Raw genomic sequence first — 15,115 nt, forward strand, 5'->3', positions numbered from 1 at the left:
CAACGCACCTCAGACGTGACACGGTGCACCTCAAAGCCGCCTGCCGGGCTTTCTAGGCTCCTCGCACACCGAGCGACCGGAGGTCCCGATGAGCAGAGTGATCCGCGCCGCCGTCTTCCAGACCGCCTGGACCGGCGACAAGGAGTCGATGATCCAGGTCCACGAGCAGGCGGCCCGCGACGCCGCCGCGCAGGGCGCACAGGTCCTGTGTTTCCAGGAGCTCTTCTACGGGCCCTACTTCTGCCAGGTCCAGGACAAGGCGTTCTACGAGTACGCCGAGCAGATCCCCGAGGGCCCGATCGTCCGGCGCTTCCAGGCGCTCGCCGAGGAACTGGGCATCGTCCTCGTCCTGCCGATGTACGAGGAGGAGCAGCCCGGGGTCCTGTACAACACCGCGGCGGTGATCGACGCCGACGGTTCCTACCTGGGCAAGTACCGCAAGACCCACATCCCGCAGGTCGCGGGGTTCTGGGAGAAGTTCTACTTCCGGCCGGGCAACTCCGGCTGGCCGGTCTTCGACACCGCCGTCGGCAGGATCGGTGTCTACATCTGCTACGACCGGCACTTCCCGGAGGGCTGGCGCGCGCTGGGTCTCGCGGGTGCCGAGATCGTCTTCAACCCCTCGGCCACCTCGCGCGGGCTCTCCGGCTACCTGTGGCAGCTGGAACAGCCGGCCGCGGCCGTCGCCAACGAGTACTTCGTGGGCGCGATCAACCGGGTGGGGGTCGAGGAGTACGGCGACAACGACTTCTACGGGACGAGCTACTTCGTCGACCCGGAGGCCCAGTTCGTCGGCGAGGTGGCGAGCGACAAGGAGAACGAACTCGTCGTCCGCGACCTGGACATGGCCAAGCTCCGCGAGGTGCGCGACCGGTGGCAGTTCTACCGGGACCGCGCCCCGGGCGCGTACGGGCCGCTGACGGCTCCCTGACGGACGGTCCCTGGTGGGCCCGGCCGGCGGGGGCCGGGCCCGCGGGCCGCCCTTCCCATCAGGTCTCCCCCGAGGAAACAGCGTTGACCTCAGCTTCTGACAGCTTCGGAATTCCCCCAGTGCACGCACGACCGGAAGGAGAGGGAGCATGAGCCGTACCGTCATCCGTGGTGGCCTCGTCATCACCGCGTCCGACGAGATGCACGCCGACGTCCTGATCGAGGACGGCCGGGTCGTCGCGCTCGCCGCGAGCGGCACCCCGACGGCCGAGTCGTGGACGGCCGAGCGGACCATCGACGCCGCAGGGAAGTACGTCATCCCGGGCGGGGTCGACGCCCACACCCACATGGAGCTGCCGTTCGGCGGCACCTTCGCCTCCGACACCTTCGAGACGGGCACCAGGGCGGCGGCCTGGGGCGGCACCACCACCATCGTCGACTTCGCGGTGCAGAGCGTCGGCCACTCGCTGCGTGAGGGACTCGACGCCTGGAACGCCAAGGCCGACGGCCAGTGCGCCATCGACTACGCCTTCCACATGATCGTCTCGGACGTCAACCAGGACACGCTGAAGGAGATGGACCTGCTGGTCCAGGAGGGCGTCACCTCCTTCAAGCAGTTCATGGCCTACCCCGGCGTCTTCTACAGCGACGACGGCCAGATCCTGCGCGCCATGCAGCGCTCCGCCGAGAACGGCGGCCTGATCATGATGCACGCCGAGAACGGCATCGCGATCGACGTGCTCGTCGAGCAGGCGCTGGCCCGGGGCGAGACCGACCCGCGCTTCCACGGCGAGGTCCGCAAGGCGCTCCTGGAGGCCGAGGCCACCCACCGTGCCATCAAGCTCGCGCAGGTCGCGGGGGCACCCCTGTACGTCGTGCACGTCTCGGCGCAGGAGGCGGTCGCCGAGCTGGCGCGGGCGCGCGACGAGGGACTGAACGTGTTCGGCGAGACGTGCCCGCAGTACCTGTTCCTGTCGACGGACAACCTGGCCGAGCCGGATTTCGAGGGCTCGAAGTACGTGTGCAGCACCCCGCTGCGGCCCAGGGAGCACCAGGCCGCGCTCTGGCGGGGCCTGCGCACCAACGACCTCCAGGTGGTGTCGACGGACCACTGCCCCTTCTGCTTCGTGGGCCAGAAGGAGCTCGGCCGCGGTGACTTCTCGAAGATCCCCAACGGCCTGCCGGGCGTCGAGAACCGCATGGACCTGCTGCACCAGGCCGTGGTCGACGGACACCTCTCCCGCCGCCGCTGGATCGAGATCGCCTGCGCGACGCCGGCCCGGATGTTCGGCCTGTATCCGAAGAAGGGCACCATCGCGCCGGGCGCCGACGCCGACATCGTCATCTACGACCCGCACGCCGAGCAGGTCATGTCCGTCGAGACGCACCACATGAACGTCGACTACTCGGCGTACGAGGGCAAGCGTGTCACCGGCCGGGTCGAGACCGTGCTTTCGCGTGGCGAACCGGTCATCACCGAGCGGGAGTTCACCGGACGCGCCGGGCACGGCGTCTACACCCCGCGCTCCACCTGTCAGTACCTTCTCTGAGTGCCTAGGAGTGGCGCCATGGACTTCGGACTCGTCCTGCAGACCGACCCCCCGGCCTCCCGCGTCATCGAGCTGATGAAGCGGGCCGAGGGCAACGGCTTCACGTACGGCTGGACCTTCGACTCCGCCGTGCTGTGGCAGGAACCCTTCGTGATCTACAGTCAGATCCTCGCCCACACCGAGAGGTTGACGGTCGGGCCGATGGTCACCAACCCGGGCACCCGCACCTGGGAGGTCACCGCCTCCACCTTCGCGACACTCAACGACATGTACGGCAACCGCACGGTGTGCGGCATCGGACGGGGCGACTCGGCGATGCGCGTCGCCGGACGCAAGCCGAACACGCTCGCCCGGATCAGCGGCGCGATGAAGGTCATCCGGGCGCTCGGCCGCGGCGAGGAGGCCGACCTCGGCGGCACGGTCATCAAGTTCCCCTGGGTCAGGCCCGGCGCCGAACTCCCGGTGTGGATGGCCGCGTACGGCCCCAAGGCACTGAAGATGACCGGTGAGGAGGCCGACGGTTTCATCCTCCAGCTCGCCGACCTCTATCTGACCGAGTACATGGTCAAGGCGGTGAAGACCGCGGCGGCAGCGGCGGGCCGGGACCCGTCCGAGGTCACGATCTGTGTGGCCGCGCCCGCCTACGTCACCGAGGACGACTCGCCGGAGGCGATCGCCCACGCCCGTGAGCAGTGCCGCTGGTTCGGCGGCATGGTCGGCAACCACGTCGCCGACCTCGTCTCCAAATACGGCGAGCACTCCGCCGCCGTGCCCGAGGAACTCACCGACTACATCAAGGCCCGCGAGGGGTACGACTACTCCCACCACGGACGCAGCGACAACCCCGACACCACCTTCGTCCCCGACGAGATCGTCGACCGGTTCTGCCTGATCGGCACCGCCGAGCAGCACGTCGAGAAGCTGAACGCGCTGCGCGAGCTGGGCGTCGACCAGTTCGCCCTGTACGACATGCACGACGCGCAGGAGGCCACCATCGACGCCTACGGGTCGAAGGTCATCCCGGCCGTCAACGGCCGATGACCATCTGAACGACTGCTGGAAAGTGAGCCGTTGAGGCCACCCGCCTCTCGCCCGGCCCGCACCGCCCCTAGGGCGTGTTGCGAAAGTCCCGCCTGCCTCGCGACGCCTGGCACGCACTCTCGCCGCACCGGGCGAAAACCCGAGTACGTCCAGTACGCGGGCTTCCGCCCGGCCCACCGAGAGCACGCACCAGACGCCGCGAGGCCCGCCCTCCGGGCGGACGACGGGACTTTCGCAACACGCCCTAGTACTCCCCTTCCCGCCGTCCCGGGAAGGGGGCCAGGGCGCTCTCTCCGCGCACCCCCCATGCGCCACCCGCACGGCCTTTCCGTCACTCCTCACTTGATTGGCCTGCCCATGCCCGAGACCGTCCCCACCGACAGCCCGCCAACCGCCCAGGTCACACTCGCCGACGGCCGGGTGGAGATCGCCCCCGACACTCCGGCGCCCAGCGGTCCCTACGCCAACGAGGACCTGCTGCCGGTCCCGGTCGCCAAGCGGACCTGGACCACGTACAACTTCTCGGCGCTCTGGGTCGGCATGGCCCACAACACCGCCTCCTGGACCCTGGCCTCCGGTCTGATCGCCGTGGGCATGGACTGGAAGCAAGCCGTGTTCACCATCGCGCTGGCCAACCTGATCGTGCTGGTCCCGATGCTGCTCACCGGGCACGCGGGGCCCAAGTACGGCATCCCCTTCCCGGTCTTCGCCCGCGCCTCCTTCGGGGTCCGCGGCGCCAACCTCCCCGCCGTCGTACGGGCGTTGGTGGCCTGCGGATGGTTCGGTATCCAGACCTGGATCGGCGGCGAGGCGATCTACTTCCTCGCCGGGAAGCTCTTCGGGGACAGCTGGGCGAACGCCTCGCACATCGGCGGCTACGCGTGGACGATGTGGCTGTCCTTCGTGATCTTCTGGGTGCTGCAGGTCGCGATCATCTACCGGGGCATGGAGACGATCCGCCGCTTCGAGAACTGGGCGGCGCCCTTCGTGCTCGTCGGCGCCGGCGTCATGCTGTGGTGGATGAGCAGCAAGGCGGGCGGCTTCGGCCCGTTGCTCGACCAACCCTCCAAGCTCGGCTGGGGCGACGGCTTCTGGAAGCTGTTCTGGCCCTCGCTCATGGGCATGATCGGCTTCTGGTCCACCCTGTCCCTGAACATCCCCGACTTCACCCGCTACGGCAAGAGCCAGAAGGCGCAGACCTGGGGCCAGGCGCTCGGCCTGCCCACCACGATGACGCTCTTCGCCTTCCTGTCCGTCATGGTCACCTCGGGATCGCAGGCCGTGTACGGCGAGGCGATCTGGGACCCGGTCAAGCTGGCCGCAAAGACGGACAACGTCGCCGGCATCGTCTTCGCGCTGGTCACCGTGCTGGTCGCGACCCTGTCCGTGAACATCGCGGCCAACCTGGTCTCCCCGGCCTTCGACTTCTCCAACATCGCACCCAGGAGGATCAGTTTCCGGGCCGGCGCCATGACCACCTGCGTCCTCGGTGTGCTGATCTTCCCCTGGAAGCTGTACTCCGACCCGCAGGGCTACATCTTCACCTGGCTCGGTCTGGTCGGCGGTCTGCTCGGCACGGTCGCCGGCATCCTCATCGCCGACTACTGGATCCTGCGCCGCACCAGGCTCGACCTCGCCGACCTGTACCGCGCCGGCGGACGTTACTGGTACGACGGCGGCTGGAACTGGCGGGCCGTCGTCGCCTTCGTCACCGGCGGTGTCCTGGCCGTCGGCGGCGCCGACTTCCACCCGCTGATCGACGGGCGGCCCATCCCGGCGCTGTCGTCGCTCGCCGACTACGGCTGGGCGGTGGGCCTGGGCACGTCGCTGGTGCTCTACACGGGCCTGATGCTGCTGAGGGGCCGGCCGGAGGCCGACGCCTGACGCACGACCGCGCGAGGGAGGACGGTCAGCTCTTGCGGCCGTTCTCCAGCGTGGCCACCACTTCCTTGGCGGCCTTGATGGCGCCCTTGTTGATCTCGTCGGTGCCGGGCGCCTTCTTCGTCTCGAAGTCGCTTCCGTTGTAGGTGACGGCCACCAGCGCGTTGGACACGCGGGCGATCACCACACCCTCGCGGGTCTGCTGCTTGTCCTCGGTGGTGAGGTTCACGACGGAGTAGCCCCCGTCGCCGAGGCCGGGCACCGCGCCCCCGCCGCTCTTCTTCGTCACGCGCTCCTGGTACGACTTCTGGGCCGCCGCGTCCGAGCTCATGATCTCGTAGGACACGTCGAGCCAGCGGTAGTCGAACCCCTTGAGCGCGTTCCAGGAGCAGGTGCGCCGTACGGACTTGTCGGTCGAGGCGATCTCCTGGCCGGCCGTCTTGGTGCCGGGGACCAGGGACGTGATCGTCTTCGTCGTGACGCTGGTGCACGGCGCGGGCGCGGCCGTGTACGTCTTCACGGCCGCCGTCGTCGAGGGCTGGGTGGGACTCTGCGAGTCCTGGGCCGAATTGTGCTCGGGTCCGGTCGGAGTCGCGGGCGCCGGAGACGAACCGGACGACATGACCCAGCCCGTGCAGGCGAGCACGGCGACCGGCAGCAGGCGCGCGGTGAGGGCGAGCGGCAGAGGAAGTGAACGCACGACGCACTTCTCGTGGGGGACGGTGCGGAGGAGTCCGCACTGCGGACGGGACGACAGTGTCACATGACTCTCTGTGGGGCGGAAGGGCGAACTCGCTCCGTGCCTGTGCGGTGACTGTGGTTCACGGCCGGACGCCAGGGCTCCACTCCGCCGTCACCAGCCACACCGCCGCCCGCAGCCGCACGCCACGATCCGTCGTATAAGGGCGCAAAGTGTCCTCCAGGGCTTCGCGGGTGACCGGGTCGACGACCCGTCCGGGCGTACGCGAGAGGATGAAGCCGACGGCGTCGGCCGCGTCCCGCCCCCACACCGCCTCCGTGCCGACCGACGTCACACTCACCTTCTCCCAGCCCGCCAGCACCTCACGGATCCGAGCCGGGTCGGACAGCGAGGCCATCGCGGTCTGCGCCGCCACGGTGTGGGCGTCCGGCGCGTCGAGGAGCTTCGCGAAGAGACTCAGGGCGCGCGACTCCTCCAGATGCGGGCCGGCGGGCTGCGGACAGACGAACGCGAGACGCCCTCCCGGCCGCAGCGCCCGTCCCAGGTTCCGGAACGCGGCCGCGTGGTCGGCGAAGAACATCACCCCGCCCCGGCTGATCACCACGTCGTATCCGGCGGCCGGGAAGCGGTGGGTCTGGGCGTCACCGAGTTCGTACGCGACGTTCGTGACCCCCGCCGCGGCGGTGGCCGCCCGCGCCCGGTCCAGCAGGGGCGCCGAGATGTCGACACCGACCGCGTGTCCGTGCGCGGCCAGCCGGCCCGCGGTCCTGGTCGTCGCGCCGGCCCCACAGCCGACGTCCAGGACACGGTCGCCCGCGGCGATCGCGGCACCCGCGAAGAGCGCGTCGTCGAGACCCGACACGAGGGCGTCGTAGCGGGCGTGGTGGGTGGCCCAGTGGCCGCCGAGAGGACCGTTCCACACCTGCGCCTGAACGGAGTTGGCGATCCGCGTCATGAGGCCTCCTTCGCCGTGCGCACGGGCAGCGCGCTCTCGATCCGGTCGACGGCGGCGAACGCGCCGTACGCGACGAGGCGCACCAGAGCGGCGTCGGTACGGTCGGGGGTGCGCCAGGCCGCCACGTCCTCCTCCGTGATCCGGTAGGGGGCGAGCGCCGCCAGGAGTGCCAGGCGGGCCCCGGGGCGGTCACGGCCCGGAAGCCCGTCCCACGCGAGCGGCGGATGCGCGCCGTCCCAGGCGCCGAGCGTCTCCCGTACGAGGATCCGGTCGTCGGCGTCGAGAAGTCGCTCGCCCTCGCCGGCGGCGGCACGCAGTGCGGCGTAGGCGGGCCCGACCGTGGTCGCGCGCGCCCAGTCAGGCCCGGGACCCGCGTGGTCGAGGAGGGCCAGACCGGCACCGTCGAGGAGGGTCAGACCGGCACCGGGAGCGGGGTGACGGCGCACCGTCCTGGACAGGGACCGCCCGCCCAGGCTCCGTACGGCCCGGAACCGCTGGACGTTGCCCGGCAGCAACCGCTCGGTCAGCAGCGCCGACACCACACGGTTGATGAAGTGGAAGGCGAGGGCGGTGCCGATGTACGCGGGTGCGTGCGCGGCGGGGAAGGGGTACGGGGTCAGCTCCGGAGCCCCGGGGATCCGGGTCGCCCTGCCCCACGCCAGCACCCGCGCCTGGTCCTCGTCGGCGGGCTGCTCACCACGGGCCACCCTCTCCGCGAGCGCGTGGTCGCCGGTCGCGTGCAGCAGCATTTTGTGCGCGTCCACGCAGAACGGACACCTGTTGGCCTCGGACACTCCGAGCGCCGCGAGTTCCTTCCCGGTCCTGCCGCCGTCGCCCGCGATCAGCGACTCACGCATCAACGCCCAGGCGGAGGCCATGATTTCGGGCACGGAGGACAGCACGACGAAGGTGGGCGCCCGCGTGATGCCGAAGTCCCTGGCGAGCTGGGTGTAGACGGCGCGCACGGGTCCGGCGGCGGACGCGGGCTCCGGTGGAGTGGTGTGGCGGAAGGGACTGGGCACGGGGTTCCTCCTGGCGGGTGATGCGGCGCCGACGGCCACCGACACGGCAACACTGGTCCACAGGGGGGTGCGCGGGCGTCGTACGGCCGAAGGCACTCCGGGCTACCCCACCCGGTCCGGGCGCGGCCCGGCCTACTCCGCCGGGAGTAGGCCGCGCCCCCTCCACAGGTCTGACGCGACCGGCCGAACAGCCGTCTATCGTGCGGGACATGACGCTGGACCGGGCCGCCCGCCGACAGCTCGCCGACACCGCCCTCGCGATCGTCGTCGGCGCCCTCGTCATGACCGCGGCCGCCTTCGACGACGGCACCGCCCCCGCCGACTACGTCCTGATGGCCCTCGCCTCCCTGGCCCTCGCGGCCTACCGCCGCGCACCGCGCGAGGTCCTCGCCGTCAGTACGGTCACCACGACGGCGTACGTTCTGCACGCACACCCCGGGCCCCTCGCCGCCCTGCCCGTCCTGGGCGCCGTCCACACGGCCGCGCGCGCCGGCCACCGGGGCGTGGCCGCCCTCGCGAGTGCCGCGTTCCTGGCCGGTTTCGTCGCGACGGGCCCCACCCGGCAGGAGATCGTCGAGCGAACCCTGCTGCTGGCGGGCTGGTTCCTGTGCGCCCTGGTGACGGGCCTCGCCGACCGCAACTGGCAGGCGTATCTGCGACAGACCGAACAGCGCGCGCTGGAGGCGGAACGCACCCGGGAAGAAGCCGCCCTGCGCCGGGCCGGCGAGGAACGGCTGCGGATCGCCCGCGAGTTGCACGACTCGCTCACCCACAGCATCTCGATCGTCAAGCTCCAGGCCGGTGTCGCCGTCCACCTCGCCCGCAAACGCGGCGAGGAGGTACCGCCCGCGCTCCTCGCCATCCAGGCGGCGGGCGGCGAGGCGATGCGCGAACTGCGCGCCACGCTCGAGGTGTTGCGCACCGACGAGCCGACCGGCACCCCCGCGCTGCTCGTGGAGCGGGCCCGCGCCGCCGGGCTCGCCGTCGAGCTGTCGGTCAGCGGCGACGAGCGGCCGCTGACGGCGACGGTGGACCGCGCCGCCTACCGCATCGTCCAGGAGGCGCTGACCAACGCCGCCCGCCACGCGGGCCCGGCCGAGGTGACCGTCCGGCTCGACTACTCGGCGGCCGAGCTGGCGATCTCCGTGGACGACGACGGCGGCGCCGACCCGTCCCGCCCGCCCACGCCCGGCATCGGCCTCACCGGGATGCGGGAACGCGTCACGGCTCTCGGCGGCACCCTGCGTGCCGCCCCGCGCGTCGGGGGTGGCTTCTCCGTCCATGCCCAACTGCCCCTGGGAGTACCGGAGGACGTGTCGTGATCAGGGTCGCGCTCGTCGACGACCAGGCACTGATGCGCGCCGGATTCCGTGCCCTGCTGGACGCCGAGGACGACATCGAGGTGGTGGGCGAGGCCGCCGACGGGCAGCAGGGGCTCGCGCTGGTGCGGGCCCAGCGGCCGGACGTCGCCCTCGTCGACGTACAGATGCCGGTGATGTCGGGCATCGAGGCGACCCGGCGGATCGCCGCGGACCCGTGGCTGTCCGCCGTGCGCGTCCTCATCCTCACCAACTACGGTCTGGACGAGTACGTCTTCGAGGCGCTGCGGGCCGGGGCGAGCGGTTTCCTGCTCAAGGACACCGAGCCCGCCGACCTTCTCCAGGCCATCGAGGTCGTCGCGCGCGGAGAGGCGCTGCTGTCCCCGTCCGTGACCCGCACGCTGATCGGCGAGTTCGTGGCCCGGCCCCCGGACCGGGCCACCGCGCCGGGCCTGGAGTGCCTCACCCGCCGCGAACGCGAGGTCACCGCGCTCGCCGCGCGCGGCCTCACCAACGAGGAGATCGCCGCGCACATGGTCATCAGCCCGTTCACGGCCAAGACGCACATCAGCCGCGCCATGACCAAACTGGGCGCCCGCGACCGGGCCCAACTGGTCGTGTTCGCCTACGAGTCGGGACTGGTGACGGCCAGAGGCGGCACTCAGTGGCGGCGTGCGAAGATCGGCGAATGACCGTGCCGTGCCCGAGACCGTCGTGTCCGAGACCCCTCCGCAGCGCCGTCCTCGCCGGCGCGCTGGCGCTCGCCGTGAGCGGTTGCGGCTTCTTCACCGAGCCGGACCACCGGCCCGCGCCCGGCCCCTCGCCCGCCGTCGCGGTCCCGCCGGCCGGCGACTGCCCGCCGTCCGGTGTCCGCGTCGACGCCGGCCGTGTCGACGGGGCCATGGGACTGCGGGCGATGAGCCTCACCCTCACCAACTGTTCCGGGCGGCCGTACCGGATGAACGGCTACCCCTCCGTCCGCGTCCTCGACGAGAAGGGCGCCCCGCTCACCGGCGTGCGAACCGTCCAGGGCACCGACAAGGTCCCCATGGCCCCCGAGGACCCGGGGGCCGAGCCGTTCACCCTGACCCCGGGCGGGAGCGCGCGGGCGGCCCTGTACTGGCGGATGGCGGCCGAGAACGGCACGTACCTCCGGGTCGTCCCGCAGAAGGGACGCGCCGCCGTGGACGTGCGGCCACCGGAGACACTCGACATCGGACCCGAGAACACGCTCGGCACGACGGCGTGGGCCCCCTCGCCGTCCTGACGGCCGGCCTTCCTGACCGCCGCCCGTCCTGACGGCACCCGGGCGCGGTGGCTTGTCGGCTGCCCCGCGTCCCGCCACATGATCCGAACGGCAGGCCTTACGGGACCCGCGCCGTCCACTCGGCCGACCCGAACTTCGAGCGTGCCAACTCCTCGGCGCGGGCCAGCTCCGCGGGTGTCACCCCGCCGTCCGTGAGCCCGTAGCGGCCGCGGAAGGAGTCGATCATCCGCCCGATGACCTCCTCGCGCGCGAGCCCGGTCTGCCGGCGCAGCGGATCGACCCGCTTCTTCGCGCTCCTGATGCCCTTGTCGGAGAGCTTCTCCCGGCCGATGCGCAGCACTTCGAGCATCTTGTCGGCGTCGATGTCGTACGACATGGTCACGTGGTGGAGCACGGCACCGGCACCGCCGCCCGGACCCACCACCCGCTTCTGGGCGGCTCCCGCGATCTTCCCCTGCTCCGTCGCGATGTCGTTCAGGGGCTGGTACCAGGCCCTGATCCCCATGTCCGCGAGCGCACCGAGCACCCAGTCGTCGAGATAGGCGTAGCTGTCCTGGAACGACAGGCCCTGGACGAGCGCCTCCGGGACCGAGAGCGAATAGGTGATGGTGTTGCCCGGTTCCACGAACATCGCGCCGCCGCCGGAGATCCGGCGCACCACCTCGATGCCGTGCCGTGCGGCGCCCTCGGCGTCGACCTCGTTGCGCAGCGACTGGAAACTGCCGATGATCACGGACGGGGCTCCCCACTCCCACACGCGCAGCGTCGGCGGGCGACGGCCGGCGGCGACCTCCGCGGTCAGCACCTCGTCCAGCGCCATGTGCAGCGCGGGGGACTGCGGCCCCTCGTGGATCAGCTGCCAGTCGTAGTCCGTCCAGTCGGTGGCGTGCGCGAGCGCCCTGCGCACCGCGATCCCGATGCCCTCCGAGGTCAGGCCGTACATGACCGTGCCCGCCGGCAGCGCGGCGTCGACACGGGCCGCCAGGCCCGCCGCGTCCGTGTCGGCGGGGGCGCCCTCCAGCGCGTCGTTCACGGCGTCCAGCGCCTCGTCCGGTTCGAGGAAGAAATCGCCCGCCACGCGCGCGTGGCGCAGCACCCCGTCCTCGACGTCCAGGTCCACCACGACGAGCTTGCCGCCGGGGATCTTGTACTCACCGTGCACCGCTCCGCCTCCGTTCGTTCCACCGGCACCAACGCCGACCTGCGGCGATTGATTCCGGTCGGGAAGCGCGCGGTCCGCGGCCCCTCCAGGGGACGGGGCGCCCTGCCCTCCGGGGGATCGCGAGTGCCATAGTCGGGCCCGAGGTTGATCGCTCCGCACAGCGAGGTGACACAGCATGTTCACGACCCGACCGACCCTCCAGGGCACCTTCGGCATGGTGTCCTCCACCCACTGGCTCGCCTCGCAGTCCGCCATGGCGGTCCTGGAGGACGGCGGCAACGCGTTCGACGCCGCCGTCGCCGCGGGCTTCGTCCTGCACGTCGTCGAGCCCCACCTCAACGGACCCGCGGGAGAGGTCCCGATCATCCTCGCCCCGGCGGGCGGCGCCGTACGGGTGCTGTGCGGGCAGGGCGGGGCGCCCGCCGGGGCGACGATCGCGCACTACAGGGGGCTCGGTCTGGATCTCGTACCCGGCACCGGCCCGCTCGCCGCGGCCGTCCCCGGCGCCTTCGACGCCTGGATGCTGCTCCTGCGCGACCACGGCACGAAGTCCCTCGCCGACGTCCTGAAGTACGCCATCGGATACGCCGAGGACGGGCACGCGCCCGTGGAGCGTGTCGGTGAGACCGTGGAGGCCGTCCGTGAGCTGTTCGAGACGGAGTGGACCTCGTCCGCGGAGGTGTACCTGCCGGGCGGGACGGCACCGCGACCCGGTGAGCTCTTCCGCAATCCCGCGCTCGCCGCCACCTGGAGGCGGCTGCTCGCCGAAGTGTCCGCAGCGGAGGGCCGGGAGGCCGAGATCGAGGCGGCGCGGGAGGTCTGGCGCACCGGATTCATCGCCGAGGCCCTGGTGCGCCAGGCCGGACGGCCCACCATGGACACCAGCGGTGAGCGCCACGCCGGTACCCTGACGGCCACCGACCTCGCCTCCTGGTCCGCGACGTACGAGACACCGGCGACGTACGACTGGCGCGGCTGGACCCTGTGCAAGGCGGGCCCCTGGAGCCAGGGCCCGGTCCTCCTGCAGCAGCTCGCCCTGCTCCCGCCGGAACTGCCGCCGCACGGCTCCGCCGACTACGTCCACCTGCTCGTCGAGGGCTGCAAACTGGCCATGGCCGACCGGGAGGCCTGGTACGGGGACGCGGCCGAGGTGCCGCTCGACGCGCTGCTGTCGGACGCGTACAACACGGCACGCCGCGCCCTCATCGGCGACGAGGCCTCGTACGAGCTGCGCCCCGGCGCCCCCGGCGGACGCACCCCGAGGATGAGCCACCACGCCCGGCGGGTGGCCTCCGGGGAGGCCGGCTTCGACGCGCTGGCCGTACCCGGCGCGGGCGAACCCACCGTGGCACGGGCGCCCGCCGAACCCGAGGTGGCACCGGACGGCTCCACCCGCGGCGACACCTGCCACCTCGACGTCGTGGACCGCTGGGGCAACATGGTCGCGGCCACCCCCAGCGGGGGCTGGCTCCAGTCGAACCCGGTCGTCCCCGAACTGGGCTTCCCGCTCGGCACCCGGCTCCAGATGGCCTGGCTGGAGGAGGGACTGCCCAACTCCCTGACGCCCGGCCGTCGTCCGCGCACCACCCTGACGCCTTCGCTGGCGTTGCGCGACGGGGTGCCGGTCATGGCGTTCGGCACTCCGGGCGGCGACCAGCAGGACCAGTGGCAGACCCACTTCTTCCTGGCCGTCGCGCTGCGCGCCGAAGTACGCGGCGGGCTCGACCTCCAGGGCGCGATCGACGCGCCGAACTGGCACAACGACAGCTTCCCCGGGTCCTTCTACCCGCGCGGCATGCGCCCCGGCAGCCTCACCGTCGAGTCCCGCACCGACCCCGCCGTCGTCACGGAGCTGCGCCGCCGCGGCCACGACGTGCAGGTATCCGACGCATGGTCGGAAGGCCGGCTGTGCGCGGTCGCCCGGGACCCCCGCACCGGGGTGCTGTCCGCCGCGGCGAATCCGCGGGGGATGCAGGGGTACGCGGTCGGACGCTGAGCCGGGGGCCCGGGGCGCCGGTCCGAACCTCCCGGTCCCGGCCCGGCGCCCCGGGAATTCACCCCGAATCCACCTGAAGTGCACCGGACGGGCAGGGATTGTCAGTGACGCGTGCTGTCATGGAGCCATGATCGGACATACCGAAACCATCGACGAGTTTCTCGCCCACCGCACAGCCGATGTCGAAGAAGCGGTCCGTCACGCGGCCGCCGCCGAGATCATGCCCCGCTTCAGGCAGCTCGCCGCGCACGAGATCGACCAGAAGAGCGGCCCGCACGACCTCGTCACGGACGCCGACCGCAAGGCCGAGGAGTACCTCACCGACACGCTCCCCAAGCTGCTGCCCGGCTCGGTCGTGGTCGGCGAGGAGGCGGTCCACGCCGACCCGGCGACGTACGACGCGATCCAGGGCGCGGCCCCGGTCTGGATCGTCGACCCGGTCGACGGCACCCGCCAGTTCGTCCGCGGCGAGTCCGGTTTCTGCACGCTCGTCGCCCTCACGCTGGGCGGCGTAGTCCACGCGTCCTGGACCTACGCACCGGCCCGCGGCCAGCTCGCCGTCGCCCTCCGCGGCCGGGGCGCCCACCTCGACGGACAGCCGCTGCGCTCCGGCTCACCCGCGCCCGGCCGCGACCTGGAGATAGCCACCTCGCACCCCGACTACACGACGGACGAGCAGAAGCGAGCCCTCCTCGGCCTGAACACCGAGGGCGTCCGGCCCCGCCCGTGCGGCTCGGCCGGCCTGGAGTACCTGGCCGTCGCCCGCGGCGAGCTGGACGCGACGGCCTTCTCCTGGGAGGCGGCCTGGGACCACGCGGCGGGTCTGCTGCTGGTCGAGGAGGCGGGCGGTACCCATCTGACGCTGACGGGTGAGCCGTTCCGCGTCACCGGCGGCAACGCGCTGCCGTTCACGGCGGCCCGGGACGAGGCGACGGCCCGCCGGGTGCGGGGGCTGCTGGCCGCCGGAGCCTGACGGGGAGGGGCGCCGACGCCGACGCCGACCAAGGCGACGACGTTCATCCGGACGAGCGCGTCCGGCAGTTGGCGACCTCGCGCGGTCGCGCCGGTTCGGGGGTTCACCACCGCCGACGGCGCCACGTACGCCGTCGAGTGCGAGGCGCCGCAGGACGTCGTCCTCAGGGCCGTCGAGAACACCGGCCGGAGCCCGCGCGCCCCCTCCGCACGTGTGGTCGCTCGACCCTTGGCTGTGCACAGCGGAGGTGCGTCCCGGCGAAGGGTGCGACGTGCCGTATCCCTTCGGACGGTGGGGTGAAGGAATGTGGACCCGGCGG

General features: G+C 71.9%; 13 protein-coding genes. 9 read left to right on the forward strand and 4 right to left on the reverse strand.

Translation table 11 applies throughout. From position 1 onward, the window contains the following. Positions 1–88 precede the first annotated feature (88 nt). The 4 genes from HEP85_RS31215 (at position 89) to HEP85_RS31230 (ending at position 5,405) form a co-directional block, all read left to right on the forward strand. Positions 89–931 (forward strand): nitrilase-related carbon-nitrogen hydrolase, encoded by an 843-nt coding sequence (locus tag HEP85_RS31215; RefSeq protein WP_168530864.1) that lies wholly within the window; start codon positions 89–91, stop codon positions 929–931. A 148-nt stretch (positions 932–1,079) separates the two neighbouring features. Then, entirely contained in the window at positions 1,080–2,480 is a 1,401-nt protein-coding gene (hydA, locus tag HEP85_RS31220; protein ID WP_168530865.1) for a dihydropyrimidinase, read from the forward strand. 18 nt (positions 2,481–2,498) lie between these two features. After that, positions 2,499–3,521: a TIGR03842 family LLM class F420-dependent oxidoreductase gene (locus tag HEP85_RS31225; protein ID WP_168530866.1), complete on the forward strand. Its 1,023-nt coding sequence runs from the start codon at positions 2,499–2,501 to the stop codon at positions 3,519–3,521. 357 nt (positions 3,522–3,878) lie between these two features. Further along, positions 3,879–5,405: an NCS1 family nucleobase:cation symporter-1 gene (locus HEP85_RS31230; protein ID WP_168530867.1), complete on the forward strand. Its 1,527-nt coding sequence runs from the start codon at positions 3,879–3,881 to the stop codon at positions 5,403–5,405. 25 nt (positions 5,406–5,430) lie between these two features. Here HEP85_RS31230 and HEP85_RS31235 read toward each other — a convergent pair whose 3' ends face one another. The 3 genes from HEP85_RS31235 to HEP85_RS31245 all read right to left on the reverse strand — a co-directional run bounded on the left by HEP85_RS31235 (position 5,431) and on the right by HEP85_RS31245 (position 8,079). Beyond that, positions 5,431–6,102 (reverse strand): hypothetical protein, encoded by a 672-nt coding sequence (locus HEP85_RS31235; RefSeq protein ID WP_168530868.1) that lies wholly within the window; start codon positions 6,100–6,102, stop codon positions 5,431–5,433. Between the two features lie 121 nt (positions 6,103–6,223). Continuing rightward, positions 6,224–7,057, reverse strand: coding sequence for a class I SAM-dependent methyltransferase (locus HEP85_RS31240; RefSeq protein ID WP_168530869.1), 834 nt, complete (start codon positions 7,055–7,057; stop codon positions 6,224–6,226). Beyond that, complete coding sequence (locus tag HEP85_RS31245) at positions 7,054–8,079, reverse strand: carboxymuconolactone decarboxylase family protein (RefSeq protein ID WP_168530870.1); 1,026 nt, start codon at positions 8,077–8,079, stop codon at positions 7,054–7,056. Before HEP85_RS31245 ends, HEP85_RS31240 begins: the two co-directional genes overlap by 4 nt. Before the next feature lie 209 nt (positions 8,080–8,288). Between HEP85_RS31245 and HEP85_RS31250 the strand changes: the two genes are divergently transcribed. From HEP85_RS31250 to HEP85_RS31260, 3 genes are read left to right on the forward strand one after another with little or no spacing between them, the layout of a single operon-like run. Continuing rightward, complete coding sequence (locus tag HEP85_RS31250; protein WP_168530871.1) at positions 8,289–9,401, forward strand: sensor histidine kinase; 1,113 nt, start codon at positions 8,289–8,291, stop codon at positions 9,399–9,401. After that, on the forward strand, positions 9,398–10,090 hold the full coding sequence (locus HEP85_RS31255; RefSeq protein ID WP_329291393.1) for a response regulator transcription factor: 693 nt from the start codon (positions 9,398–9,400) through the stop codon (positions 10,088–10,090). Before HEP85_RS31250 ends, HEP85_RS31255 begins: the two co-directional genes overlap by 4 nt. Continuing rightward, a complete protein-coding gene (locus HEP85_RS31260) occupies positions 10,087–10,665 on the forward strand; it encodes a DUF4232 domain-containing protein (RefSeq protein WP_329291394.1) in 579 nt (192 codons plus the stop codon). The genes HEP85_RS31255 and HEP85_RS31260 overlap by 4 nt, the downstream gene beginning before the upstream one ends. A 97-nt stretch (positions 10,666–10,762) precedes the next feature. Here HEP85_RS31260 and HEP85_RS31265 read toward each other — a convergent pair whose 3' ends face one another. Next, positions 10,763–11,827: a lipoate--protein ligase family protein gene (locus HEP85_RS31265; protein WP_168530873.1), complete on the reverse strand. Its 1,065-nt coding sequence runs from the start codon at positions 11,825–11,827 to the stop codon at positions 10,763–10,765. A gap of 175 nt (positions 11,828–12,002) precedes the next feature. On the opposite strand from HEP85_RS31265, the gene HEP85_RS31270 reads away from it, so the two are divergent. Both HEP85_RS31270 and HEP85_RS31275 read left to right on the forward strand, forming a co-directional pair. After that, positions 12,003–13,823, forward strand: coding sequence for a gamma-glutamyltransferase family protein (locus tag HEP85_RS31270; RefSeq protein ID WP_168530874.1), 1,821 nt, complete (start codon positions 12,003–12,005; stop codon positions 13,821–13,823). Between the two features lie 127 nt (positions 13,824–13,950). Continuing rightward, the gene (locus HEP85_RS31275; RefSeq protein ID WP_329291399.1) at positions 13,951–14,796 is read left to right on the forward strand and encodes an inositol monophosphatase family protein; all 846 of its coding nucleotides are present in this window, start codon (positions 13,951–13,953) and stop codon (positions 14,794–14,796) included. Positions 14,797–15,115: the final 319 nt, after the last annotated feature.

This window comes from Streptomyces sp. RPA4-2, from assembly GCF_012273515.2.
Lineage (GTDB): Bacteria > Actinomycetota > Actinomycetes > Streptomycetales > Streptomycetaceae > Streptomyces > Streptomyces kaempferi.